This is a genomic window from Priestia sp. VA7 (genome assembly GCF_055710015.1).
Genome location: NZ_JBVQPN010000010.1, coordinates 30,138 through 56,695 on the forward strand (window position 1 = coordinate 30,138; position 26,558 = coordinate 56,695).

Sequence of the window (26,558 nt, forward strand, 5' to 3'; positions counted from 1 at the left end):
TCAGGTGAAAAATGCAATGGCCAAGATCGCTGCTACACACCCTAAATAAATGTTCCCACTCCAATCTCGTTTTTCTTTCTCTTCAATTACATAGCTATTGTAAGAGTCAGCAATTGGTTTCACTTTTAATTTGCGTTGCATATCTTGCTTCCTATCTAAGATCAATTCGGATTCCTCCATTGTTTGATAATTGGACGGCAGGAAGCGTCCTTGCTCGTCTCTCAATCGGTTGCTGACGTCTATTTTGCCCGGCCGTCGCATTGTTGGAAGTATGCTGCTGTTTTGATTGAATAACTGTTTCTGGTATTGATCTGCTATCTGTTGGTGCTCCAAATAATTTAGTAGTACTTGAAGCCGTTCTTTTTCCTTCCATGACATCACTTTTTATTCCTCCTTCCTCTTCCTTTAAAACTCCTTGCTCCAACCATAATTGGTGGTCGCTATCCTGCCACAACGGGGAGGGAAGAGGGACGTCACCTTTTTTATAATGACTTATCAATTCTAAAAATCTATTGTTATATGCAGCTGCAAATAACGCACAGCGAATAATTTGATTACGGTCTAGTGTAGTTGTTTTAAAAAGAGTGTCAACATATGTACGATAGATGTTGTTGTATCTCACTGTAGGTCTATAAGCAATACTAATGCTTTCTGACTTCTTATTTCTCTTCATAAGCGCTTTTTTCTTTCAAAATGACCTCTAACCTCTTTTTACCTTCTGACGTCAAATAGACGTCTTTTGAACTTAATAAAGAGATTGCCAATTCTTTTGTCATTTCACTCGCTCCATTCATGTTGTTTTGACGCCTTTTTGACGTCTTACTAAATGATATGAGTCATAGCATGTACAATATTCCCTAAAGTTCCCTAATAGGTTGTATAAATTCCTTTTACATTGACAAGAATGATTAATGCAAAAGGAGGCGTTTTGCTATGTTTGCTAAACCAAGAAGTAAGTTTGGTCGCTTCATCGATAAGAATGGGTATACGCAAAAAGAAATTTCAGATATATCTAAACTAGGCAAAAATACAGTAACTCGATTATGCAGTGATCAACATTACAGACCTAGGGGAGATACCCTAAAAAAGATAATTATTCTACTGAAAAAAATAAATAAAAGTTATAAAATTGATGATTTTTTTGATATTTAAACTAGCGATAATAAAAAAGCTTTAACATTATTTATAGTAAGGATTTTTATCGAAGGTTTTCATTTAGTATTTAATTAAAGTTACAATATGTGTAACTATAAGTTTTTACAGTAGATGTTTGTAAATCCTTAGACCTTTATATGGCTTCTTAAAAACTTAACAAATATACTTATTTAGATATACTTAAAGATATCTATTAACATATAATGCATGACCTATAATGCTGTTTTATAAAACTAACTGTATAATTTAATGTGATTAGAGGTCTAATCACTAAATTTCAACGTACCAAAAACACCTAAACTTTTAATTAGATGTTTTTTGATTTATAGTCCTTCAAATACAATTTTAACGTTTTTATTTTCCGCAAACTCGCTTATATACTGTAGAATTAATTCCTTTAGTTGATAAAATCGTAGCAACTCAACTTTTAATTCTTCTTTATTTGAGTTTGTCAAATGTTGAGGCATGTTGTGCAATGCATCAGCAACCAGACTAAGCAACAAGAAAATGTCATTATGTAAGTATTCCTCAATTGTGGCGTACATCTTGATAGAAAACAATTCTCTTTGAGCTGACAATAAATTGGTTACATGTTGCTGCGCTCTTTTAACTAAATCCTCATCTGAACATTCATCTAGCATTTTAGCGAAATCAGTTGTAGTATCAACTTCACCGCGAAAGTATGGATTTCTAACGTGTTCTACAAACGTGTGAAATGACATTTTTTACTTCTCCCTTATATGTATTAATTATTTTTTTACATACTTTTTCCCAACTCAACAACCTATTTTTTATCATCAACAACTTCAAAATAAGCCTTTGGATATGAACCTATCCAATTAGATAAAACATCCTTATCCACTTTCATATCCGAAAAAACGTTGTAACCCCTCGCGTCAGCAGTCTCAAACCCGTAATATTCTTCTTCTTTTTTAATACTCAATCCTTCTTCCTGACCATCAAAGACACACACCATTTTTTTGAATTTGATTTCCGTTTTTCGAATGCTCATCCTTTTAATCTCCCATCTTGTGATTTTCCCTTTTATTCAAAATTATCTCATATTTACATTCATTGCTTTACACATCGGTTTACTCTCTAATTTACCTTTCCACCTTTCCGCCTCTCCACATCATCTTTCTTACAAATTCCAAAATCAGCTGCAATACGCCCATAAAGCCTGTATTAACGCGGTAACACTACCGAAGTAAATACTGATTAATAACCGAGGTAAATAGCCCTTAGATACTACGTAGGTACCGCGGTAAGGTTGCTACCTTATGACCTTTTGACAATTTTAACGTAGCTAAAAGCCACTTATATATATGAGCAAGTGTAAATCCTGCTTTCTCCAAATCCTTTGGAAAATAGTCTGGATGATCGCGAAGCCAATAAAGACGTTCAAGAGCTTCCGGCATGGCCCCTAAACTATATAAAGATTTACTCTTCACTTTTTTTCCTACCCTATAAGTTTTTTTATAAATAAGTTTTTCCTTTTGACTTTTGTTTTGCCAGATAACCAGGTTCTGTTATTTTAATTTTCATAAAACCAGCCCCCCTTTGGGTTTTACTACACATCTAGAATTTAAAAATGTAGTAAAACTTTTTTATCCTTCACACATGAAAATTTTCACTTCAAGCCATGTAGATACAGCAGCAGTGTTGCCTGTCCACTCGAAAAATAAAAAAGAATCCTTACTACAGTACGTAAGGAGTAGGTAGTGATGTAAGATGTACTTAATTTTATATGCTAGGGGTTGGCCTAGTGGCTTATCTTTTTATAAAATGTGTGATCCTACATGGGTAAAGAACTAATTCAAATCAAAAAAGCCTCTTTTTGAAAAAAGGAGGCTTTTTTGTAAAAATTATCTAAAGGACAAATTAAATTTATTATATAAAATATGAAATAAACTTTATAAGTGTTATTTATTCCTTTTAGGAAAATATATGATAATTGCCATAAGTAAAGCCATAAAAAATACAATCACTTTAATCAAAACGATTAGAATCTCGCTATTAGTTATCAGTGTAATGTAGCTAAAAATAAGTGTGATTACAAACAATATAATTACCAATTTTATTTCTTTTAGTGACAGCATAACAATAGAGTTAACCCTTTTCAACTTTATTTTTACTGGAAGTAAAGTTACCTTTCTAAAGCAAAAAAGCTTCTAGAAGAGATTTGATCACTTCTAAAAGCTCTCTGCTTTCAATGCATAAATAGTGGATTAGACAGTTTTATTAGTAATTTCAGATGTTAATGTATTAATGAACTCTTCTAGTTCTACTGTCTGTGATTTTTCTTCTCCATATTTTCTTACGTTTACTGATTTATTTTGAAGTTCATTGTCTCCTAGGACTAAGATATAAGGAACTTTAGCTACCTGTGCTTCCCGAATTTTGTAACCAAGTTTTTGATTACGACTATCTACTTCTACTCGAATTCCACTTTCTCGTAACGTCTCTTTAATATGTTGTGCGTATTCATCGTGAGCTTGTACAGATACTGGCACAACCTTTACTTGTACAGGAGCAAGCCATGTTGGGAAGGCTCCACCAAAATGTTCAATTAAAATACCGAAGAAACGATCAAGTGATCCAAAAATAGCACGGTGAATAACAACAGGTCGTTGCTTTTCATTTTTTTCGTTAATATAATTCAAATCAAACTTTTCAGGAAGTTGGAAATCTAATTGAATTGTTGCACATTGATGACTTCTTTTTAATGCATCTTTAATATGGAAATCAATTTTTGGTCCATAGAATGCACCATCACCTTCATTGACTTTATACGTAAAGTTCAATTGTTTTAATACACTCTCTAAAGAACTTTCAGCAAGTTCCCAAAGTCTGTCTTCTCCCATTGAGTCTTCTGGTCGTGTTGATAATTCAATATCATACTCAAATCCAAATGTCTTGTAGATGTAGTCTACCAATTCAATGACTGATTTAATTTCACTTTCAATTTGATCAGGAGTCACAAAAATATGAGCATCATCTTGACAGAAGGTACGTACTCTTAGTAATCCATTCAATGCACCACTAAATTCATGACGATGCACTTGGCCAAACTCACCCATTCTAATTGGTAAATCACGGTAAGAATGTAATTTATTTTTGAAGATTAGCATGTGGCCAGGACAGTTCATTGGTTTCAATGCAAATTTAGCATTATCTACTTCTGAGAAATACATATTGTCTTTATAATGATCCCAGTGCCCTGATTTTTCCCAAAGTTCTTGGTTCATCATGAAAGGAGTTCGTACTTCTTCATAATTATGTTTGTCTTGCACGCTTCTTAAAAACTTTTCTAATTCATTTTTTACAATTTGTCCTTTTGCTAAGTAGAATGGCATACCTGGAGCTTCTTCAGAGAACATAAACAATTCTAATTCATTTCCTAGCTTACGGTGATCGCGTTTTGCAGCCTCCTCCAAGAAAGTTAAATATTCATTTAATTGTTTCTGTGCAGAGAAAGCTACTCCGTATACTCGCTGAAGCATTTGGTTATCACTATTACCTCTCCAATAAGCTCCTGAGACCTTCATTAACTTAAATGATTTGACAAGTCCAGTAGAAGGTAAATGTGGCCCACGACATAAATCTAAAAATTCACCCTGTTTATAAATTGTAACCGGTTCATCTGCAGGAATATCATTTAACAGTTCCAATTTCAATGTATCGTTCATTTCAGTGAAAATTTCTTTAGCTTGCTCACGTGTTACCTCAATGCGTTCAATTTTATGATTCTCTTTAATAATTTTTCTCATTTCATTTTCAATGCGTTCTAAATCACTTGAAGTAATTGATTCAGGAAGATCCATATCATAATAAAAGCCGTCTTCAATTACAGGTCCTACACCTAATTGAACTTTCTTATAAATTCTTTTTACTGCTTGAGCTAGTATGTGAGCAGTTGTGTGTCTCATAATATCTAGACCTTCAACAGAATCTAGAGTGAAAATTTCAATTGTTGCATCATTTTCAATGCCTCTATGTAAATCATACAAATCTTCATTTACTCTACCTGCGATAGCCTTCTTTTTTAAGCTAGAACTGATAGACTCTGCAATTTCTCTTAATGTAATTCCCTTTGAGAATTCTTTCTCGTTCCCATCTAAAAAACGAATAATAATTGATTCTTTACTCATGTTAATCTCTCCTATTTAAACAAATTTACGAAAAAAAAGCATACTTATCCCTAAGAAAGGGACGAGTATGCTTTAAGACCCGTGGTACCACCCAAATTTCCATTAACAAAATAAATACTTATTAATGGCTTTGATGCTATAACGTAGCAAACGTTATTGATTACTAAAAATTGAAAGTTCACCAATAAAGCTCTGAGGTGGTAAGTTACCATCTAGAATTAGGAAGTTTTCAGCTACCCTTCCCTCTCTGTGAAACATAAATAATAACCCATGTCCTCTTCGTAGCAGTAAATAATTAAATCATTTATAAAATATACAATATCATTTATGGATTTTCAAGTAAAAAATGTTAATAATTCGCTTATTTTATTATTGATAATATACATATTTGGATTAAATTTGCTTTTTATTTCAACTTGATAGAGCTACAAGTATGGGTTTTAATTATTTCTTCAAATTCAAGTATACAAATTTTTTTGGGAAGATAATTATCCTTTGCACAAACAGATAGTTTGTAATTGTCTAAAGAGTCATATTGCCTAAAGAAATAAGGTTGTATAATGCCATCTTTCTCTATCTTGATATCTCCAGATGTTATGTTATTAATACTATATTGTTGCAAAGGAATAGTAAGTCCTGTTCCTAATGCCTTTGTATAACTTTCTTTCAAAGTCCAAAGGCTATAAAAGTAATTGGTTTGATGTTCTGGTTTTACGGATTTTAAATTTTTTAGTTCTTTCAACGATAAAAAAGTTGAGAATAAATTTAAATCTATAGAGTTTATTTTCTCAATGTCTATACCTATAGAGCACCTCCCATATGCACATACCACCCACCTTCCTGAGTGCGATATATTGAAAAAAAATGTCTTATCATTTTCCAAAAAAGGTTTTCCATATTGATTATAAATATATTTAATGTCTTCATTTTTCAGGAATAACTCTTTGGAAAATATAAATCTCATTAATAAATCTCCAGTTAAAGATCGATAACTATCCTCCAAATTAACATACCGATTAATTCTTTGTATCCTGTGTACCGGCAATAATTCTACTAAGCATCGGTAGGTCTCTTCTTCTATATATTTTGGTATTTCTACAGCACATATATTAATCATTCTAAAACCTCAATTCGATAAAATTCCAGATATTTAGGAATCATTTTTATAAATTATTTTTTAAATAAAAATAACTAAATTATAATAAAATGTATTTATAGTAATATAATGTTAATTTAATAACTAATAAATTACATTAATAGTTTATTTAACCATAAATTTCGTTGGTATTAAAGTATATTTATTACAATAATGTATCAAAAGTTACAAAAAAGTATAGTCAAACCATGGTTATATATGTATAATATTTTTTTGTTGATTATATTTGTAAAATAAATTCCATTATAATCAACAAATACAATTTTTAAAATTTTTAAAAAACGAAATATTTTTAACTTTAATAAACTAAAGAAAGGAGAGTTTTGAGTGAAAGTATTTGATAGGAAGAAGAAAGTAGCTTTAGTAACTGGAGCAGCTCAGGGGATTGGGGAAGCTGTAACAAGAGCTCTATCTAACCAGGACTATACCGTTGTGGCAATAGATAATAACTCTGACAGATTAAGCATTCTTGTAGAGGAGTTAAAATCACAAGGCTCGGATGTCGTTGGTTTTACAGTAGATGTTAGTGATAGCATTGCTGTTCAAAAAGTGACAGATGAAATTGAACAAAAAATTGGATCTGTTGAAGTACTTGTAAATGTTGCAGGAGTATTAAGAATGGGTTCAATTAATTCACTAAGTAAAGAAGATTGGGAAAGAACATTTGCTGTTAACTCTACAGGAGTTTTTAATGTATCTCAGTCTGTTAGTAAATATATGATTGAGCGTAGAAGAGGTTCAATTGTAACTGTTGGATCTAATGCCGCAAGTGTACCGAGAATGTCAATGGCTGCCTATGCGGCATCTAAAGCAGCAGCTACAATGTTTACCAAATGTTTAGGTTTAGAACTGGCCCAATATAACATTCGTTGTAATCTAGTGTCACCTGGCTCTACTAATACAGAAATGCAATGGGCTCTGTGGGACAATGAAAATGGAGAACAAGCAGTTATTAAAGGTTCTTTAGAAACTTTTAAGGTTGGGATTCCTCTCCAAAAGATAGCAACGCCTTCTGATATCGCAAACACAGTTCTATTTTTAATTTCAGACGAAGCAAATCATATTACTATGAATAATGTATGTGTAGATGGTGGAGCAACTTTAGGTGTTTAATCAGCACTACATTTTTTATAAAAATGAAATGTAATAGAAGGAGCATAGTATTTATGGGACAAAAAGGAAGTTCTGCTTTATTAGAGAAAAAACTATTAAATAATTACGAAGTAGGAGATTTCTTTCTAGCTACCCCAAGTAGAACAGTATTGGGAAAAGGAAACTTTCTTACTGTTTCTGCTGATGAGGAGACAGGTAACAATTTCAGTGATTTAACCAATCGTGTTTCAGCACTACTAAGTGATGCTAAGAAAAAAGGGCATAAAAATCCAACAATTGTCGGAGCATTACCTTTCGATAGCCGTACTACTGCTAAATTAGTATTACCTGAAACTCTGGAAATATCAGAACCTTTGGAATTTGATTCGAAAGATAAGCTAGAAACAGTAATATCCTCTACATATGTTATAAATCCTGTACCTTTACCTAAAGAATATGCTAACGGTGTACAAAAAGGTATTAATTATATAAAGACAAATCGTTTGGAAAAAATAGTTTTAGCCCGATCGTTGCAACTTACTTTACCCGAACCAGTTAATGTTAATCAATTGATTCATAATTTAGCAGTGCATAATAAACAAGGTTATACATTTGCTGTAGATTTACCAAACGAATCTACTGACTATAATTCTAATAGTTTCGTTGACAGAAAAACTTTAGTAGGAGCTAGTCCTGAGTTGCTTGTTTCTAGGACAGGTTTAACATTAAAGGCAAATCCACTGGCAGGCTCTAGACCTAGGAGCAAGGACGCGGAAGAAGATCAGCGTAGAGCTAATGAGCTACTCTCTTCCACTAAAGATTTACATGAACATGCCGTAGTCGTAAAAGCAGTTGCTGATGCTTTAAAACCTTATTGCAAGGATTTAGATGTACCAGAAAAACCATCCTTGATACACACTGAAACAATGTGGCATCTATCTACGGAAATTACGGGTCAAATTGATGATCCATCAATTTCTTCTTTAGAATTAGCTCTGAGTCTACATCCGACCCCAGCTGTTTGTGGAACTCCTACAGACTTGGCAAAACAATTGATCAACGAGATTGAGCCATTCGATAGAAACTTTTTTACAGGCATGGTGGGTTGGTGTGATGCAGAAGGTGATGGAGAATGGATTGTTACTATCCGTTGTGCTGAAGTAGCAAATAATTCGTTGCAATTATTTGCAGGAGCAGGTGTAGTTGGCGACTCAAAGCCTGAAGAAGAAGTAGCAGAAACATCAGCGAAATTCCGTACTATGTTGCATGCCATGGGAATTGATAAAGAATCATTAAACTTAAAGTTGGAGGAATAAGTAATGTTAGATGGATATGTGCCATGGCCAAAAGAACTTGTAGATCAGTACAAAAAGACAGGGTGCTGGAGAGGGGAAACATTCGGGGGAATGTTACGTGATCGTGCAAAGCATCTTGGAGAACGTATTGCCATCACAAGTGGAGAGAAAAATATCAGTTATAGAGAATTAGATGCTAAGGTAGATAGCTTAGCTGCTGGGTTTCAAGAATTAGGTATAAAACAGAAAGACCGTGTAGTAGTACAACTACCTAATGTCATTGAATTTTTTGAAGTTTGCTTTGCATTGTTTAGATTAGGTGCCTTACCTGTTTTTGCTCTCCCTTCTCATCGTAAAAGTGAAATACAATATTTCTGTGAATTTTCTGAGGCTGTAGCTTATGTTATTGCAGATAAACATGCCGGATTTAACTATTGTCAACTTGCAGAAGAGGTAAAGAATGAAGTACCAACTTTAAAAAACGTAATTGTAAATGGAAAGACAGATAAATTTGTAAGCTTACAAGACTTATATACAAAAAATACCTTAAATGAGCCAGCAGTAAGCCCTCAAGATGTTGCATTTTTACAATTATCAGGTGGGAGCACAGGCTTATCTAAATTAATTCCTAGAACGCATGATGAATACATATATAGCTTAATAGCTAGTAATGAGGTCTGTCACCTCAATCAAGAAAGTGTATATCTAGCAGTGCTTCCTATTGCTCATAATTATCCTCTTAGTTCACCAGGTGTATTAGGCACGCTATATGCTGGTGGGCGAATTGTTCTTTCATCTGGTCCTAGTCCTGATGAAGCCTTTCCGTTGATTTCTAAGGAAAGAGTGACTATCACAGCTTTAGTTCCACCACTTGCTTTAATATGGTTAGAAGCTGTAGAAACTCGTAATTATGATTTCTCTAGTCTCCAAGTTCTTCAAGTAGGGGGAGCTAAGTTTAGTGCGGAGGTTGCTAAGCGTATTAAGCCTGCATTTGGATGCACTTTGCAACAGGTATTTGGGATGGCAGAGGGATTGGTTAACTATACAAGATTAGATGACCCGGATGAAATTATTATAAATACCCAAGGAAAACCAATGTCAAAATATGACGAGATTCGTGTAGTTGATGAAGATGATCACGAGGTAAAACCGGGTGAAGTAGGCCAGTTATTGACACGTGGCCCCTATACCATTCAAGGGTATTATAAAGCGCCAGAACATAACGCCAAGTCTTTTACCTCAGATGGGTTCTATCGCACAGGAGATTTAGTAAGGATAAATGAATTAGGGTATCTCATGGTTGAAGGAAGAGATAAGGATCAAATCAATAGAGGTGGAGAAAAAATTGCTGCAGAGGAAGTTGAAAATCACCTTCTTGCTCATGAAGCTATACACGATGTAGCTATTGTATCTATGCCTGACAAATTTCTTGGAGAGCGTTCATGTGCTTTTGTTATCACACGAGATGAAGCTATTAAATCGAATGACATTAAACAATTCTTAAAGGAACGTGGTATTGCTTCGTTTAAAATTCCTGACCGGGTTGAATTTGTCAGTGATTTTCCTTATACAGCGCTCGGAAAAGTTAGTAAAAAAGCTTTACGTCAGATAATTGCAGATAAACTTCTTACACCCAATCTTTAAGTTTTAATTAAAAAGGAGAGATATAAAATGGCTATTCCAACTATTTCACCATATTCAATGCCAATTGAAGCAGATCTACCACAGAACAGAGTATTATGGCAAGCAGATCCAAAGCGTTCAGTCTTACTTATACATGACATGCAACAGTATTTTCTTAATGCATATCAATTAGACGCTTCACCTATAACAGAGCTTATCAAAAATATTCAATTATTAAAGAATGAATGTAAAAAACTTGGTATACCAGTAGTCTATACTGCCCAACCAGGTGACCAAGATCCAAAAGATAGAGCTTTACTCACAGATTTCTGGGGAACTGGTCTAGAGGATAAATTAGAACAGACAAAAGTAGTAGATGAATTGTCCCCTGATAAAGAAGACACCGTATTAACTAAGTGGAGATATAGTGCGTTTAAGAGATCTGAACTTCTAAATATTATGCGTAATCAAGAACGGGATCAGCTAATTATTTGTGGAGTATATGCTCATATCGGATGCCTTCTCACAGCAAGTGATGCTTTCATGCAAGATATCCAATCTTTTTTTGTGGCAGATGCTGTAGCTGACTTCTCCCTAGAGGATCATCAAATGGCAATAAAATATGCATCCAGTCGCTGTGCTGTAACAATTACGACTCAGAATTTATTGAGTTCCATGAAACAGGAGATTAGTGGCACTTCAAAAGATAATGCAGAACTTATCGAGGAAAAGCTATTGGAAACAGTCTGCAACCTTCTTGAATTATCTCCTTCAGAAATAGATGAAGAAGAGAATCTTATTGAAAAAGGTCTTGATTCTATCCGAATTATGAGTTTGGTAGAAACGTTACGTAAAAGTGGATTAGATATATCATTTGTAGATTTGGCAGACCAACCAACTTTGTCACATTGGAAAAAAATAATAATCCGTGAAAAGCAAACTATCTAATAAACTATTTATCTTTAACAATAAAACTACAAACTTCTCCATGTGACTTTAACATATGGGGAAGTTTGCATACCTACACATCTATGAGTTAAAACTTATAGTCATTTTTTAACTGTTATCATCAATATTTTTATACATACAAACTTAAAAAGGAGTTAAGTGTTCATGATTAAAACTCAAAATGCGCGTCTTCCTTTATCCAGTGCTCAATCTGAAATATGGTTTGCACAACAGCTAGATCCAATGAATCCCATTTTTAATACGGGAGAATATACAGAAATCAAAGGGGACATTGATGTAAGTGTTTTAAAAGAAGCAATCAAAAAAACAATTTTAGAACTAGATTCTTTTCACGTACACTTTGGAGAAGACAAGGAAGGGCTATATCAAAGTTTTAATGAAGTAAATGATATCCCTGTACAATATTTTGATTTAAGCGAAGAAATTAATCCACATGAGGCAGCATTAACCTGGATGCATAATAAATTAAAAGAACCTGTAGATCTGAAAAGGGGACCTTTATTTAATCAAGCAATTTTTAAAATTGCAAACAACCATTTTTATTGGTATCAATGTATTCACCATATTGTCGTAGACGGTTTTAGTTTTTCTCTTATATCTAAGAGAGTTGCGCAAATTTATTCTGCACTAAAATCAGGAAAGGCTTACGAACAAAACGTATTTGAACCTCTTACTTCAATTATAGAAGAAGACGAGAAGTACTACCAATCAGATATATATTATCAAGATCAACAGTTTTGGAAAAATTACTTTTCTTCAACGCTGGACGTTGTTAGTTTATCGGATAAGTCTTTAAGATCATCTAATGATTTCTATAGGGAAACTGAATACTTATCCAATACAGATTTCAATAATTTGCAGGTAGCTTCAAGAAACGGAAAGGTTAATTGGTCAGATCTTGTAATTGCTATTACGGGTGTTTATCTACACAAAATTACTGGGGCAAAAGAAATTATCTTAGGATTGCCTACAATGTGTCGCTTAGGTTCTAAATTACTAAGAGCTCCTGGGATGGTAATGAATATTTTACCGTTACGCTTGATGTTTGAACCAAATGCTAGCTTATCAGAGATGTGTAAACAAGTCTCAGAAGAAATAAGAAAAATACGAAAACACCAATATTATAGACCAGAACAATTACGCAGGGATCTTAACCTAAGTAACAGTGGAAACAAGCTGTATGGTCCTGTAATAAATGTCATGCCTTTTGATTACAACTTGAATTTTGCAGGAATTCAAGGAATTACACATAATTTGTCAGCAGGGCCTGTAGAAGATATCTCTATAAATGTTTATTATAGATCCAATGGACAGGACTTGCGTATAGATATGGATGCAAACCCTGCGATTTATGAAAAGTCTGATCTTACATATCATTTAGATAGATGGATAAACCTTTTGAAGAATGGTGCTTCAGAGTATTTTTATAGGCCAATTCGTTCTATTGATGTTTTGCTTCCTGAAGAACGTAATTTAATTATTAATGAATTTAATAAAACTAAAATGGAGTATCCAAATAAGCAAACTTTACATGAGTTATTTGAAGAACAAGTAAAAAAAACACCAGATAAATTAGCTGTCGTTTCTGAAGAAAAGTCTCTAACTTATAGAGAACTGAATGAAAAAGCCAATCAACTTGCCCAAGCTTTAAGAGGAAATAATGTTGGTCCAGATCAACTTGTGGGTATTATGGTAGAACGCTCTACCTATATGGTTGTGGGTATACTTGCCGTTCTTAAAGCTGGAGGAGCCTATGTTCCTATCGACCCTAATTATCCTAGAAATAGAATCGATTATATATTAAGTGATTCAGGAGCTAATATTCTTCTAACACAAAACAATATAGATGAAAATTATACATTTGATGGGACTACTTTGTATTTAGATGATAAAACAAATTATTTACCGAAGAAATCAAATTCAGATTCTATTGTAAACCCTAATAATTTAGCCTATGTCATTTATACTTCAGGAACAACAGGCAGACCAAAGGGAGTAATGATAGAACATCACGGGATTTCTAATTTAACAACTTATTTTAATAAAAAAATAAATATAAACTGTCAAGATAAAGTGCTGCAATTTGCTAGTTTTTCATTTGATGCTGCTAGTTGGGAGATATTCACATCTATACTTACAGGAGCGACTTTATATATTCCTAGCAAATCTACAATATTAGATTACCAATTGTTTTTAAAATACATGAATGACCATACAATAACTACGGCATTATTGCCTCCTACATATGTGTCTAACTTAGATCCAAATGCTCTACCTTATTTAACAACTTTACTTACAGGTGGATCACCTACTTCAACAGATATAGTGGACAAATGGAAACGAAAAGTAAAATACATTAATGCATATGGTCCAACTGAAGACAGTATAATTACAACGCTATGGAATACCAAAGAGGATTCTAGTGATGTAATTTCTATTGGCTCTCCTGTAGCAAATCATCATGTATATATAATGAACTCAAATAATAACCTTCAACCTATCGGAGTTGCGGGGGAATTATGTATAAGTGGAGTTGGTTTAGCAAGAGGGTATTTAAACCTGCCAGAGTTAACAAGCCAAAAGTTTCAAGATAATCCTTTTTATGCTGGCGAAAAGCTGTATCATACAGGAGATCTTGCAATGTGGCTACCTAACGGTCACATCAGGTACCTTGGACGAATAGATGATCAAGTAAAAATTAGGGGCCATCGTATAGAGATTGCAGAAGTAGAGAAAGCAATAACAAGTTTAAAAGGTATTGAAGAGGTGATTGTAACTACTGTAGGAATTAACGAATTAGAAAAATCTCTTTGTGCTTATTACATCGGAAATAATAAAACTTTTAAAGCTAGTGAACTTAAAGAGATGCTATCCCAACAGCTTCCTAATTATATGATCCCTGCCCATTTTGTAAAGGTTGAAAAATACCCTTTAACCCCTAATGGCAAAATAGATTATAAAGCCTTGCCTGTTCCCAATGTGAATAGTGATGTTGGAGATAATTATGTTGCTCCACGAACAAAGGTTGAAGAGGATCTAGTCGCTGTTTGGCAAAATGTTTTAGGTATGAAACATATAGGCATATTAGATAACTTTTATGATTTAGGCGGAGATTCTATTAAATCTATTCAGGTTTCAGCAAGACTCCTTCAAAAAGGGTATAAAGTGTCTGTAAAAGATTTAATGCAGTCTCCTACTATAGCACAACTTAGTGGACAAGTAGAAACTTCTACAATTTTGGCAGATCAGGGAGAGGTGAAAGGTATATCGCCATTGACTCCAATTCAGCTATATTTCTTTGAGGCTTCGTTCGTAAATCATCATTTCAATCAAGCTATGATGTTATATCAAAAGGAAAGTTTTAATATAGAAGCCTTAAAAGAAGCTTTAACAAAGATTGTTTGCCACCATGATGCTCTTCGCACTGTCTTTAATAAAGTAAAAGAGAAGCATCAAGCTAGAGTTCGAGGAATAGATGAAGGTTCTCTATTCGAGCTAGAAATATTTAATTTACGTAATGAGGAAAATATAGAGGACACTATTAATAATAAGGCAAATAAAATTCAAAGTAGTATGGATATTAAAAATGGACCATTAATTAAAGTTGGATTGTTTCAAACTTCTAAAGGTGACCATTTATTAATTGCCATTCACCACTTGGTCATTGATATGGTGTCATGGCGCATACTATTTGAGGATTTACGAACTGCTTATAATCAATTCATACAAGGTGAAGAAATTAAGCTACCATTTAAAACAGATTCCTTTAAAACTTGGTCTGAACATCTAGTCGAATATGCTAATACTGAAAGTCTACAAAAAGAAAGACAATATTGGAATCAAATTGAAACATTAAATTTTGAACATTTACCTAAAGATTATGAATCACAAGTCTCTTTAAATAAAGATAGCGCTATTATTACAGTTAATTGTACAAGTGAGCAAACTGATAAGCTTTTAAAGGAATCCAATCGTGCTTACAATACCGAAATTAATGATTTGTTATTAACAGCTCTAGGAACTGCAGTAAATGAGTGGAGTGGGATCGAAAATATTTTAGTTAATTTAGAGGGGCATGGACGAGAGTCTATTATTCCTGAAATAGATATAACTCGAACGGTTGGCTGGTTTACAACTCAATATCCTGTATTACTGCATATAAAATCTAATAGTAATGTATCAGATCATATAAAGGTTATAAAAGAGAACCTAAGAGCTATTCCAAACAAAGGTATAGGTTATAGTATGCTACGTTATCTCTCTAAAAAACCAGATGAAATTTCTTATAATCTAAAACCGGAAGTTAGTTTTAACTACTTAGGACAGATGGATCAAGATTTAGAAAATAACTCGTTTGAATTTTCATCTTATGCAAGTGGTAACACTATGAATGAGAATACGGAAAGGCTATATAACTTAAATATTAGTGGCATGGTACGAGCTGGACAATTAGTTTTTGAAATTAATTACAGTAAGACTCAATATCACGATGATACTATCAAAAGATTAGGTAGTAACATGTTAAAAGCAATAAACGATATCATTGAGCATTGTACAAATAAAACTAATGTAGAGCTGACACCAAGTGATTTAACTATAAAGGGTTTATCTCCTAATCAACTTAAATCTATAGTGAACTATACAAAAGAAGTAGGAGAGATAGAAGATATATATGAACTTACTCCAATGCAAAAAGGAATGTTGTTTCATAGTCTTATCGATGAAGAAAAAACAGCTTACTTTGAACAAATGTCATTTGAATTAGCTGGGAAGCTTGAATTTGATGTATTAAAAAATAGTCTAGAAAAGCTTATCCAAAGGCATGCTATATTAAGAACTAATATTTATCAAAGTGAAGAAGGTAATCCTCTTCAAGTTGTGTATAAACAGCGACCTTTGCAGTGCTTATATAAAGATATAAGCGAGAAAAATCACTCAGCTCAAAATAGCTATATTCGATCATACCTAAATTCAGATAAAAAGAATGGGTTTGACCTCGAAAAAGATTTACTTCTAAGAGTGGTTATATTTAAAATTGGCCAAGACACTCATAAAGTAACACTTAGTTTTCATCATATTTTAATGGATGGTTGGTGTATACCCCTAATCTTGAAAGAATGGTTAGAAGATTATAATGCTAGCCTACAAGGAGAAAAACCAAACAACCCAGAAAATTTGACTGTTCCATATAGCCGTTACATTGAATGGTTGGATAAGCAAGATAAAAGAGAGGCAGAAAAATATTGGCTTTCATATCTGGAAAACTATGAAGAGCAAACTAGTATACCTAATGCCAATATTAAGAATGGAAAATCAATCTACAATTTAGATACCGTCATTTGTAACTTAGGAGAGGAACTAACTAAGAAATTACAAGAACTATCAAGTCTCAACCGAGTAACTTTAAACACTACAATCCAGACAATTTGGGGAATACTTCTCCAAAAATATAATAATAGTAAAGATGTAGTATTTGGAACTGTAGTGTCTGGACGACCTGAGGAAATTTCAGGAATTGAGAATATGATTGGTCTGTTCATCAACACTATACCTGTTAGGGTATGTAGCGAAAAGGATACTACTTTAACAGAACAGTTAAAATCGTTGCAGAAAATGAGCATAGATTCAAAAAAATATGATACGTACCCGTTATATGAAGTTCAATCACAGTCAGACCAAAAACAAAATTTGATTAATCATATTATGGTATATCAAAATAATCCGTTAGATCAGGCAATCGAAGGGGTAACTCCTAATAAACTTAACTTGAAAATTAAAAACTTTGTAGGGGAAGAACAAACTAATTATGATTTTAATATTAAAATTATTCCTGGCAAAGAGTTAAAGCTTTATTTTGAATATAATTCTAATGTTTATGGGCGTAGTGGTGTTGAAAGAATAGGCCAGCACTTTAACGAGCTTGTCAAACAAGTAATAGAAAACCCAAAAGTCCGTATTGAGGATTTAAATATAATTACCTCTCAGGAAGAAACACAAATTTTAGAGGTATTTAATGATACCCAAGAAGGTTCCCATAACAATAAAAACATTCATCAATTATTTGAAGAACAAGTAGAACAGACACCTAACCAAGTTGCCGTGGTTTATGAAGAGCGCCAACTAACTTATAAGAAGCTTAATGAGCGTGCAAATCAATTAGCTAGGACATTAAGAGAAAGAGGAGTACAACCAGAACAATCAGTAGCAATTATAACGGATCGTTCTGTAGAGATGATAGTTGGAATATTAGGTATTTTAAAATCAGGTGGTGTATATGTACCTGTAGATCCAGATTTTCCAGATGAGCGTAAAAAGTTTATGTTAGATGATTGTGGTAGCAGAATATTATTACAATCACACTTAGATAAAGAGGTTAATTTCAATGGTGAAATTATAGACCTTTCAGATTCAAAATCCTACCATGAAGATGCTAGCAATTTGAATCCTGTAGTTGGACCTAATAATTTGGCATATGTAATTTATACTTCAGGGACTACAGGAAATCCTAAAGGTGTAATGTTAGAACATCATGGTTTATGTAATTTAAAGTTATATTTCTTAAACACATTAAAAATGAATAAAAGTGATAGGGTCGCTCAATTTGCCAACCTATCTTTTGATGCATCTTTATGGGAAATCTTTAGTGCTTTCTTTAGTGGTGCAACTTTATACGTACCATCTAAATCAGTTGTATTAGATTATTCCCTATTTGAAAAATTTATTATTGAACATAAAATTACAGCTTTATCTTTAACTCCAGGTTATGCAATTTACCTAGAACCGAGTAAGTTACCATCATTGAAAAAAGTAGTGACATCGGGATCGTCTTCTTCAGGGGATTTAGTTGATAAATGGAAGGATTATGTTTTATACATTAATGGTTATGGACCAACAGAAAATACTATTTGTACATCTACTTGGTTAAGTACGGCAGGTTATGTAAATAGCTTAATTCCTATAGGAAAGCCAATTCAAAATCATTATATCTACATTGTAGACGGTAATAATAAACTACAACCTATAGGGGTTGCTGGAGAGCTATGTATTAGTGGAGAAGGCCTGGCAAGGGGTTATTTAAATCGTCCAGATCTAACAGCAGAGAAGTTTGTGAATAATCCCTTTAGACCTGGAACAAAGATGTACCGAACAGGTGATTTAGCTCGATGGTTACCGAGTGGAGATGTTGAGTTTTTAGGACGAATAGATCACCAGGTAAAAATACGGGGCTATCGTATTGAACTCGGTGAAATTGAGGACTGCTTACTTGCTACGGAAGGGGTGACAGAAGCAATAGTTATTACTCACAAAGACGAAAAAAGCAATAATTCTTTGTGTGCTTACTATGTAGCTGATAGAACCTATTCAGTTAGTGAAATTAAGAAAATTATATCTTCTAAGTTACCTGATTATATGATTCCTTCTTATTTTATACAGCTTTCTGAAATGCCATTAACACATAATGGGAAAATTAATCGAAAAGCATTGCCAAAACCTAATGTAATGAACTTAGGTACCGAATTTCTTGCTCCAAGAACACCTATCGAACTCCAATTGGTAGATATATGGAAAAAAGTTTTAGGAGTAAAACGAGTAGGAGTAACAGATAATTTCTTTGATTTAGGTGGTCATTCATTAAAGTTGTTAGCTTTAGTCAAACACATAAATGAAGAGATAAGTAGGGATTTTTCAATTCAGCAAATATTAGAGAATCCTACTATTGAGTTGTTAGCTATTGAATTAATGAATACTAACATAGATGTTAAAAATCAAACGAAATTTATTCCCCTAACTCAGGGTACCGAAATTAATGTATTCTGTTTTCCAACTGGTCTAGGTTTAGGAATGACATTTATTGAGATGGCTCAACTACTAAAAGGAAATTGTAATTTATATGTTACAGATTTTATGGATCAATATTCAGATTATGAAGAAATGGTAGAAAGGTATGTACAAAATATTTTAGACATTCAAAGTGAAGGTCCCTATATTCTTCTTGGATATTGTGCTGGAGGAAACCTAGCATTTGAAGTTGCTAAACTTTTAGAGAAAAAAGGTAAAAAAGTATCAGATATTATTATGTTAGATGCTACCTTACGAAATATAGAGGTTAATGAGATGTTTAAAGACAAACTGCCATATATTGAAATAGCTCAGGCTAACCTTCCAGAATGGGCAACAACGTCTTATACAAAGAATAAATATAACAAATTCAAATTATATCTCGAACAATTAACCAACAATGGGGAAATAGAAGCAAATATTCATAACCTAACAGTTGATACAATAACAAATGAATTTAAGAAAAAATGGGCTAACCACACTTCTAGAGAGTATATAGAATATGAAGGAATAGGAACACACGATGAACTTTTAAGTCCTGAATTCATAAGCCATAATGTATCAATCATTAAACAAATTTTCCAGAACATTGCTGAGTTCTCAACTTTGATTAAAAACTAAAAATGTAAATGAATGAGGTTAACTATAATGAGCGAATGGATAGATATTTCACAGCCTTTAAATGAAAGAGTTGCTGTCTGGACTAATGACACTCCCTTTTCCTATAAAATCAATTGGAGTAAAGAACAAAGTGGATCTGTGAATGTTGGTCAAATTACAATGAGTTTGCATACCGGTACACATATTGATGCTCCATTTCATTTTCAGAATGAAGGAGAGAAGGTTGCCGATTTAAATGTTAATCAGTTTATTGGCAAAGCTCGAGTTGTAGTTGTAAAAGATCAAGAGAAGATTGACGTAAAGACTTTATCTGGCTTAGAACTTGATAGTGTGGAACGTTTAATAATTCGCACAGATGCTTGGACCAATCGAGAAGTGTTTCCCTCGTCAATACCGTATATAGATAAGGGAGTAGCTAGCTACTTGGACAAAAAGGGAATTTTTCTTGTAGGTCTAGATTTGCCGTCGATCGATCCATTAGATAGTAAAGAGCTTGTTGCTCACCATGAATTTTCACATTATGGAATCAACATTTTAGAGGGTCTTGTACTAGACGAAATAATGCCCGGAGATTATGAGTTAATCGCACTTCCCCTTCCTCTCACTGAGGGGGATGGAAGTCCAACTAGAGCTGTTTTAAAAAGATACTGAAAATAAATTACAACTATTCAACCCATAGGAGTGATTTCACAAAAAGCTTCTATGGGTTGAATAGTTAAAGTATAAATTTTCAAAAAGAATTAAATAGAAAAATGTGACTTTTGAGGTATATAACAGACGATTAAAAGTGATTTACTATGTTAACCCACCTCTTAGAGATAAACGTTTTTCTGCCGGGTTAACAAGGTTTATAGAGGAGAATAAAGATGATAAGTACTTATGACAAGCAAGAAACAAAAATGAGAGAGAACTACAAAAATGGAATGTCTTATGGTGATTATTTGTATCTTGATCAAATTCTATCTAGCCAGCATCGGTTATCTAATCACCATGATGAAATGTTATTTATAATAATCCATCAAACAAGTGAGCTATGGATGAAGTTAATATTACATGAGTTAGAAGCTGCTATTGCGGAAATTCAAAATAAGAATATAAAGGGCTCTTTAAAAAAGTTATCACGTGTAACTAGAATTCAGGAACAATTAATTAATTCTTGGGATGTCCTTTCTACTTTAACACCTTCAGAATATATAGAATTTCGAGAATCATTAGGTCAAGCTTCTGGTTTTCAATCTTATCAAAATAGATTAATAGAGTTTACATTAGGAAACAAGAATGCGCACACCCTATTTGTTTACCAAAATCAAGAAGAGTTATACAAAGAGTTAAAAGATGCCCTACAAAAGCCAAGTATTTATGATGTATCTATACAAGCTCTTGCAAATGCTGGACTTAATATTGATCAAGAAGTATTGTTTAGAGATTTATCTCAAAAGTATTATTTAAATTTTAGCGTAGAGGAAGCATGGTTAAGTGTCTACAAAAATACAAATCAATACTGGGACCTGTATGAATTAGCCGAAAAGTTGATGGATATCGCTAACAAACATCAACTTTGGCGGTTCAATCATATGATTACTGTAGAAAGAATTATAGGTAATAAAGTTGGTACGGGTGGATCATCAGGAGTTAATTATTTAAAAAAAGCTCTGGATGAACACTTCTTTCCAGAACTCTGGAGCCTAAGAACAAAGCTCTAAAAGATATATCGGAATCAGGGGCAGCAGCATTGTAAATTGTATACCTCAAGTTCTTAAAAGAGTAAAAACAAGATTGAATTTTTAAAAAAGAGAAGGCTAAAAACCTTCTCTTTTTGTTGTATAACCATCTATGCTTATATACTCTTCTTCATGCCATAATCCCTACATTCACCTAAGAAAACGCCACCTTTTACAGAACTTTTGAAGTAAGCTGAATTGCAATTATCGCAACGACCACTTATCTGGATATTCTGCGTAGTCATACAATTTATCAAGATCTATTTCTTGCTGCTGTCTTTCTTCTATGTTAATCACTCTTTTCTATTTCGCTTTTATTAGACTAACACGAATAAATGCATTTCAAAGAGTTACCTTAAAATTACTGTGGTTTTTCCACTAGTTGCATCTGAAAAATTTGAGTTTCTTGAATAGCTGCTCTTTGAAGTTCCTGTTTGAAGGATTCCCCTTCTTTTAGTTTTATAGTTCTCTTCGAACCGTCACGTAAAGTGTATACTCTAAAATTACACATAAATTAACCTCCAACATAGACTAAGCAAAATTAGCTCCAATACGTACATAAAACCTATATCAATGCGGTAACACTAGCGAAGTAGATAGCCTTTAGATACTATGTAGATACCGCGGTAAAGTTGCTAACTTATGACCTTTTAACAATTTTAATGTAGCAAAAAGCCACTTCATTACTAAGTGGCCTTTTTAAATTATAGAAAGTTTACTTAAACACATCAAAAGGTGCCCCATTCTCTTTTTGTCTTATTTCAATAGCTAAAATCCATTTATATAAATGAGCAAGTGTAAAACCTTTTTTCTCCAAATCCTTTGGAAAACAGTCTGGATGATCGCGAAGCCAATAAAGACGTTCAAGGGCCTCCGGCATGGACCCGAAACTGTATAGAGATTTACTTCTCACCTTTTTTCCTTCACGATAGGTTTTCTTTATAAATAAATACGTTTTTCCTTTTGATTTTTGTTTTGCAAGATATCCAGGCTCTGTTGTTTTCACTTTCATAAAACCAGCTCCTTTTGGGTTTTACTACACATTTAGAATTTAAAAATGTAGTAAAACTTCCTAATTCTTCACACGTAAAACTTTTCACTCCAAGCAGCATTACTAACAATTCTTTCGTATTCTTCTTCGCAATCATCATCATTCATATTTTTTAAATGCTCATTAGGATACTTCAAAAAATGACGCAGAACAGAGCGATAATAGCTTTCTTTTACCTTCATTTTTAATACCCCCTAAATTTAATTTCCTACTTTTACCCATTATACATTAGTGGGTAGTGGGTTGTAAATGATTTCCTTATACTTATTCGGTTATGTATAGTGTATAATGGTTAAATCTTAATTTAGGAGGAATTCCCATGTTCGTTGTAAAACCTAGATTGAATGCTTTAATGAAAGAAAGAGGGCTGACACAAATGAAATTGTCTGAAATGTCAGGGGTTCCCCAATCAAGTATTTCACGATTCGATCGAAATAATCAGCATATTGATTGGCATCTATTTAAAATCGCTAAAGCTCTAGGAGTATCATTAGAGGATTTATTTGAAATTGAAGAATAATTCTTCATCACCTCACTTTTCATGTGCGGTTACCTCGTGAAAATATATAAAAGAAAAATATAATGTTAGAATCAACTTATCTAGTTGTTCAACTTTGCTAAAAAGCAGCCAAAATATATTATTTTGGCTGCTTTTTTAGTTTTTGATTATAAACTTATTTAAACCTAAGATCGATTAATGATGTTAGTGGTATTTCATTTCTTAATTCAAATACCTCATCAATAAAGTAAAAACATTTTTTATGTACATTTATATGTTCAATTCGCCCTGTTTCGGTTATACAGTGACCTTGTTTGTAATATGTAAGATAAACTTCTTTTTGGTTATGTATTGCTTCTGAGAGTGTTTGATTAATCTGCTCTACTTGATCTGCGGATAAAAGTGGCTGCTCAACTTTCAATTGATTGTCTAATACCTTGGTCAGACCTATATACTGTTCAGGCATAGACGCAAAAGCCCTCCATTTCACCATTTTATCAAGACATTCTTTAAGATGTTTCTTTTGTAGTAATATCTGTATCGATGTATATATGTATCCCTAAATAATTTTTATTGAAAGATAAAAGGGGAAGATTCTGAAACTACATGAATAATCCGACTTATCTTATTATTCTGTTCTATTTATTGACTATTAAATTATAATTGAGGTAAAATTTTACTTGTTAGAAGTTTAGAAGAGTTGAGGTAGGTAGTTGTAGAGTGAGAAGAGTTGAGCCGAGCCGAGTTTGAGATTCTATTTTTTAAAGTTAATACACTCTCACGTTTTATTCCTCACTCCTCTTATATAAGGAGGAAAATTAATTTGAGTATTTTATCGAGTCAAATCCCCATTCTTGACGAAACCCATTATGTTACCAATGAAGGAATTGAAATCACACGAAGAAAGTGTTCAGTGGATCTAGAGACAGCGACTGAGACGATCCTTAAGGAAATTGATTGTAAAAAAGGTGCACTATTTTCTAGTAGATATGAATACCCAGGGCGTTATTCACGTTGGGATGCAGGTTTTTATAATCCCTTACTTGAAATTCGTTCAAATGGAAACAAGTTTAGTATATATGCTCAAAACCAAAGAGGGGAAATCCTGTTAAACCCTATTGGTAACAAGTTACAGAGTGTAGCCGAAATTACTTCTCTCGTTCTTAATAAAACGTCTTTAACCGGAACGATTCAAGAAAATCACGAAGTTTACGATGAGGAAAAAAGAAGTCAACAGCCCTCCATCTTTACCATCATAAGGGCCATTAAATCTCTTTTTGCTTCTAGTGAAGATTCATTTCTTGGATTGTATGGTGCATTTGGTTATGATTTAGTTTTTCAATTTGAACCAATGAAATTAAAGAATCATCGTCACGTTAATGATTCTGATATTGTACTTTATATTCCGGATGAATTAGTTATTGTCGATCATCAATTAGAAAGTGCTTACCAATTATCATATGAATTTAGTTATGAAGGAAAAAGTACAACAGGACTCCCAAGGGATGGGGAGCTTGCGGAATATAACTATGATTCAATTAGTAAATCAAATAGCTATCAACCAGGAGATTATGCTGATATTGTTCGAAAGGCGATAAAATCATTTAAAAAAGGTGATCTTTTTGAGGTGGTACCCTCACATTCATTGTTTGAGAAATGTGAGAGTACTCCATCAGAAGTGTTCACACGTTTACAACGTATAAATCCAAGTCCTTATGGGTTTATTATCAACCTTGGAACTGAATTTTTGGTTGGTTCATCCCCTGAGATGTATGTTCGAGTGGAAGGTGATCGAGTCGAAACATGTCCTATTTCAGGCACGATTAAACGTGGGAAAAATGCGATTGAAGATGCTGATCAAATACGGACATTATTGAATTCGTCGAAAGATGAGGCAGAGTTAACAATGTGTACTGACGTTGACCGTAATGATAAATCACGGATATGCGAACCTGGTTCAGTAAATGTAATAGGAAGACGACAAATTGAAATGTATTCGCACTTAATTCATACCGTTGATCACGTGGAAGGTCATCTACGACCTGAATTCGATGCGTTAGATGCCTTTCTTACTCATATGTGGGCTGTGACGATTACTGGAGCTCCAAAACGAGCAGCTATCCGTTGGATAGAAGATCACGAACATTCCCCAAGAGGCTGGTATGGTGGAGCTGTAGGATGGTTTAATTTCGATGGATCGTTAAACACAGGGTTAACATTAAGAACCATGAAATTGAAAAATGGATTAGCAGAAATTAGAGTAGGTGCTACACTTTTATATGATTCCGTTCCTGAAGATGAAGAACAAGAAACATTAACAAAGGCAGCAGGATTACTTCAAGCAATTCGGGAAACCAATAAGGGTGATCGTAAACAATCGAGTGAGCTTTATCAGTCAGGGAAAGGAAAAAAAATATTAATAGTTGACCATGAAGATTCCTTTGTACACACACTAGCTAATTACATGAAGCAAACAGGTGCTGAAGTATTAACTCTTCGTACTCCAAAAGCACAAGAAGCAATAAGAAAAAATCCGTCATTCGATTTAGTGGTCCTTTCACCGGGTCCAGGAAAACCAGAACAGTTTCATGTATCAGATACAATTAATTTGTGCCTAGAACGAGATTTACCGTTATTTGGCGTTTGTTTAGGCCTACAGGGTATTGTAGAACACTTCGGAGGTTCCCTTAACATCTTAGACTACCCTCAACATGGTAAACCTGCTATAGTCAGACAAACTCAGCAAAGTTACTTGTGGGATGGTCTTCCGGAAAAATTTAATGTTAGTCGATACCACTCGTTATATGCAGAAAAAGTACCAGAAAACATTGACATAACAGCCTTTTCTGATGATGATGTCGTCATGGCGATTCAGCATAAAGAACTTCCAATTTCAGCTGTTCAATTCCATCCTGAATCCATTTTGACAACTCATAATAACATGGGGTTAAAAATGATTGACAACGTCATGAAAAACATAAAGAGAAAAAATCAAAGAGATAAATATTCTTTATAAATCCCAGGCAAATGCTAATTCGGCGTTAAGTACGAAAAATAACAACACATAGAAAGGGGGCAGCTTTCAAAGTTGCCCCCTTTCTATGTATTCAATAAATACTATGTATACTATGTATTTACAGTATTATTATCTATTCTATAAAAAAACAAATAAAAGGGGATAATAATCTTTATATACTTTATACCCGTCCTTATAATATGCTATTGTTTCCACCATTCCTCTATCTTTGTGCTTCTCATTTCTAATTCTTTCTAGCGCTTCTTCATTCATTTTTACCCCCCTAAAAAGGAACATGTGTTCTTATTTTAAACGAACAGATTAAAAATTTCAAACCATATACAATCTTTTATACAAAAAAAGCGAAACT

The 26,558-nt window shown here is 33.4% G+C and carries 21 protein-coding genes, 1 pseudogene and 1 other annotated feature; of the genes and pseudogenes, 10 read left to right on the plus strand and 12 right to left on the minus strand.

The genetic code is table 11. The features are described from left to right. Together AC0C45_RS26490 and AC0C45_RS26495 are read right to left on the minus strand one after the other, a co-directional pair. Complete coding sequence (locus tag AC0C45_RS26490; RefSeq protein ID WP_472929071.1) at window positions 1-381, minus strand: hypothetical protein; 381 nt, start codon at window positions 379-381, stop codon at window positions 1-3. Window positions 382-659: 278 nt separating this feature from the next. Then, on the minus strand, window positions 660-794 hold the full coding sequence (locus tag AC0C45_RS26495; protein WP_275765105.1) for a hypothetical protein: 135 nt from the start codon (window positions 792-794) through the stop codon (window positions 660-662). Between the two features lie 139 nt (window positions 795-933). On the opposite strand from AC0C45_RS26495, the gene AC0C45_RS26500 reads away from it, so the two are divergent. Continuing rightward, complete coding sequence (locus AC0C45_RS26500; protein ID WP_275765106.1) at window positions 934-1,152, plus strand: helix-turn-helix domain-containing protein; 219 nt, start codon at window positions 934-936, stop codon at window positions 1,150-1,152. Between the two features lie 326 nt (window positions 1,153-1,478). Here the strand turns inward: AC0C45_RS26500 and AC0C45_RS26505 are convergent, their stop codons facing one another. The 5 genes from AC0C45_RS26505 to AC0C45_RS26525 form a co-directional block, all read right to left on the minus strand. Next, window positions 1,479-1,877, minus strand: coding sequence for a hypothetical protein (locus AC0C45_RS26505; RefSeq protein WP_472929072.1), 399 nt, complete (start codon window positions 1,875-1,877; stop codon window positions 1,479-1,481). Window positions 1,878-1,939: 62 nt separating this feature from the next. Continuing rightward, complete coding sequence (locus AC0C45_RS26510) at window positions 1,940-2,167, minus strand: hypothetical protein (RefSeq protein ID WP_098449875.1); 228 nt, start codon at window positions 2,165-2,167, stop codon at window positions 1,940-1,942. Between the two features lie 229 nt (window positions 2,168-2,396). Then, entirely contained in the window at window positions 2,397-2,606 is a 210-nt protein-coding gene (locus AC0C45_RS26515) for a hypothetical protein (RefSeq protein WP_472929073.1), read from the minus strand. A 777-nt stretch (window positions 2,607-3,383) separates the two neighbouring features. Beyond that, on the minus strand, window positions 3,384-5,306 hold the full coding sequence (thrS, locus tag AC0C45_RS26520; protein ID WP_472929074.1) for a threonine--tRNA ligase: 1,923 nt from the start codon (window positions 5,304-5,306) through the stop codon (window positions 3,384-3,386). A gap of 54 nt (window positions 5,307-5,360) precedes the next feature. Beyond that, window positions 5,361-5,598: a binding site (T-box leader), on the minus strand. Between the two features lie 114 nt (window positions 5,599-5,712). Beyond that, window positions 5,713-6,423, minus strand: coding sequence for a 4'-phosphopantetheinyl transferase family protein (locus AC0C45_RS26525; RefSeq protein ID WP_472929075.1), 711 nt, complete (start codon window positions 6,421-6,423; stop codon window positions 5,713-5,715). A gap of 366 nt (window positions 6,424-6,789) precedes the next feature. Here AC0C45_RS26525 and AC0C45_RS26530 point away from each other — a divergent pair, with 366 nt between their 5' ends. The 7 genes from AC0C45_RS26530 (at window position 6,790) to kynA (ending at window position 21,604) form a co-directional block, all read left to right on the plus strand. Further along, entirely contained in the window at window positions 6,790-7,575 is a 786-nt protein-coding gene (locus AC0C45_RS26530) for a 2,3-dihydro-2,3-dihydroxybenzoate dehydrogenase (RefSeq protein WP_472929076.1), read from the plus strand. Window positions 7,576-7,628: 53 nt separating this feature from the next. Then, window positions 7,629-8,870 carry an isochorismate synthase DhbC gene (gene dhbC / locus AC0C45_RS26535; protein ID WP_472929077.1) on the plus strand — a complete coding sequence of 414 codons (1,242 nt, stop codon included), beginning with the start codon at window positions 7,629-7,631 and terminating at the stop codon, window positions 8,868-8,870. A 3-nt stretch (window positions 8,871-8,873) separates the two neighbouring features. After that, window positions 8,874-10,493 carry a (2,3-dihydroxybenzoyl)adenylate synthase gene (locus tag AC0C45_RS26540; RefSeq protein ID WP_472929078.1) on the plus strand — a complete coding sequence of 540 codons (1,620 nt, stop codon included), beginning with the start codon at window positions 8,874-8,876 and terminating at the stop codon, window positions 10,491-10,493. A gap of 27 nt (window positions 10,494-10,520) precedes the next feature. After that, window positions 10,521-11,420, plus strand: a complete 900-nt coding sequence (locus AC0C45_RS26545) for an isochorismatase (protein WP_472929079.1) — start codon at window positions 10,521-10,523, stop codon at window positions 11,418-11,420. A 165-nt stretch (window positions 11,421-11,585) separates the two neighbouring features. Next, window positions 11,586-19,901 (plus strand): amino acid adenylation domain-containing protein, encoded by an 8,316-nt coding sequence (locus AC0C45_RS26550; RefSeq protein WP_472929080.1) that lies wholly within the window; start codon window positions 11,586-11,588, stop codon window positions 19,899-19,901. A gap of 27 nt (window positions 19,902-19,928) precedes the next feature. After that, window positions 19,929-20,552, plus strand: a complete 624-nt coding sequence (kynB, locus tag AC0C45_RS26555; RefSeq protein ID WP_472929081.1) for an arylformamidase — start codon at window positions 19,929-19,931, stop codon at window positions 20,550-20,552. A 215-nt stretch (window positions 20,553-20,767) separates the two neighbouring features. Next, window positions 20,768-21,604 carry a tryptophan 2,3-dioxygenase gene (kynA, locus tag AC0C45_RS26560; protein ID WP_472929082.1) on the plus strand — a complete coding sequence of 279 codons (837 nt, stop codon included), beginning with the start codon at window positions 20,768-20,770 and terminating at the stop codon, window positions 21,602-21,604. Between the two features lie 134 nt (window positions 21,605-21,738). Here kynA and AC0C45_RS26565 read toward each other — a convergent pair. From AC0C45_RS26565 to AC0C45_RS26575, 3 genes and pseudogenes are all read right to left on the minus strand, one after another. Continuing rightward, window positions 21,739-21,910: pseudogene (locus AC0C45_RS26565) on the minus strand (DUF8096 family protein). Window positions 21,911-22,337: 427 nt separating this feature from the next. After that, window positions 22,338-22,634: a hypothetical protein gene (locus AC0C45_RS26570; RefSeq protein ID WP_472929083.1), complete on the minus strand. Its 297-nt coding sequence runs from the start codon at window positions 22,632-22,634 to the stop codon at window positions 22,338-22,340. Window positions 22,635-22,702: 68 nt separating this feature from the next. Further along, complete coding sequence (locus AC0C45_RS26575) at window positions 22,703-22,855, minus strand: hypothetical protein (RefSeq protein ID WP_472929084.1); 153 nt, start codon at window positions 22,853-22,855, stop codon at window positions 22,703-22,705. A 137-nt stretch (window positions 22,856-22,992) separates the two neighbouring features. Here AC0C45_RS26575 and AC0C45_RS26580 point away from each other — a divergent pair, with 137 nt between their 5' ends. Continuing rightward, window positions 22,993-23,193, plus strand: a complete 201-nt coding sequence (locus tag AC0C45_RS26580) for a helix-turn-helix domain-containing protein (protein WP_098399970.1) — start codon at window positions 22,993-22,995, stop codon at window positions 23,191-23,193. 154 nt (window positions 23,194-23,347) lie between these two features. Here AC0C45_RS26580 and AC0C45_RS26585 read toward each other — a convergent pair whose 3' ends face one another. Continuing rightward, the gene (locus AC0C45_RS26585; RefSeq protein ID WP_472929085.1) at window positions 23,348-23,638 is read right to left on the minus strand and encodes a YolD-like family protein; all 291 of its coding nucleotides are present in this window, start codon (window positions 23,636-23,638) and stop codon (window positions 23,348-23,350) included. A gap of 357 nt (window positions 23,639-23,995) precedes the next feature. On the opposite strand from AC0C45_RS26585, the gene AC0C45_RS26590 reads away from it, so the two are divergent. Further along, window positions 23,996-26,188, plus strand: coding sequence for an anthranilate synthase component I (locus AC0C45_RS26590; RefSeq protein WP_472929086.1), 2,193 nt, complete (start codon window positions 23,996-23,998; stop codon window positions 26,186-26,188). Window positions 26,189-26,326: 138 nt separating this feature from the next. Here AC0C45_RS26590 and AC0C45_RS26595 read toward each other — a convergent pair whose 3' ends face one another. Then, window positions 26,327-26,461 (minus strand): hypothetical protein, encoded by a 135-nt coding sequence (locus AC0C45_RS26595; protein WP_472929087.1) that lies wholly within the window; start codon window positions 26,459-26,461, stop codon window positions 26,327-26,329. Window positions 26,462-26,558 lie beyond the last annotated feature (97 nt).

Coding starts and splice junctions, on each gene's coding strand:
- AC0C45_RS26495 (WP_275765105.1), bottom strand. CDS start 794: ATGAATGGAGCGAGTGAAATGACAAAAGAATTGGCAATCTCTTTATTA.
- AC0C45_RS26500 (WP_275765106.1), top strand. CDS start 934: ATGTTTGCTAAACCAAGAAGTAAGTTTGGTCGCTTCATCGATAAGAAT.
- AC0C45_RS26505 (WP_472929072.1), bottom strand. CDS start 1,877: ATGTCATTTCACACGTTTGTAGAACACGTTAGAAATCCATACTTTCGC.
- AC0C45_RS26510 (WP_098449875.1), bottom strand. CDS start 2,167: ATGAGCATTCGAAAAACGGAAATCAAATTCAAAAAAATGGTGTGTGTC.
- thrS (WP_472929074.1), bottom strand. CDS start 5,306: ATGAGTAAAGAATCAATTATTATTCGTTTTTTAGATGGGAACGAGAAA.
- AC0C45_RS26525 (WP_472929075.1), bottom strand. CDS start 6,423: ATGATTAATATATGTGCTGTAGAAATACCAAAATATATAGAAGAAGAG.
- dhbC (WP_472929077.1), top strand. CDS start 7,629: ATGGGACAAAAAGGAAGTTCTGCTTTATTAGAGAAAAAACTATTAAAT.
- AC0C45_RS26540 (WP_472929078.1), top strand. CDS start 8,874: ATGTTAGATGGATATGTGCCATGGCCAAAAGAACTTGTAGATCAGTAC.
- AC0C45_RS26545 (WP_472929079.1), top strand. CDS start 10,521: ATGGCTATTCCAACTATTTCACCATATTCAATGCCAATTGAAGCAGAT.
- AC0C45_RS26550 (WP_472929080.1), top strand. CDS start 11,586: ATGATTAAAACTCAAAATGCGCGTCTTCCTTTATCCAGTGCTCAATCT.
- kynB (WP_472929081.1), top strand. CDS start 19,929: ATGAGCGAATGGATAGATATTTCACAGCCTTTAAATGAAAGAGTTGCT.
- kynA (WP_472929082.1), top strand. CDS start 20,768: ATGATAAGTACTTATGACAAGCAAGAAACAAAAATGAGAGAGAACTAC.
- AC0C45_RS26570 (WP_472929083.1), bottom strand. CDS start 22,634: ATGAAAGTGAAAACAACAGAGCCTGGATATCTTGCAAAACAAAAATCA.
- AC0C45_RS26575 (WP_472929084.1), bottom strand. CDS start 22,855: ATGAAGGTAAAAGAAAGCTATTATCGCTCTGTTCTGCGTCATTTTTTG.
- AC0C45_RS26580 (WP_098399970.1), top strand. CDS start 22,993: ATGTTCGTTGTAAAACCTAGATTGAATGCTTTAATGAAAGAAAGAGGG.
- AC0C45_RS26585 (WP_472929085.1), bottom strand. CDS start 23,638: ATGCCTGAACAGTATATAGGTCTGACCAAGGTATTAGACAATCAATTG.
- AC0C45_RS26595 (WP_472929087.1), bottom strand. CDS start 26,461: ATGAATGAAGAAGCGCTAGAAAGAATTAGAAATGAGAAGCACAAAGAT.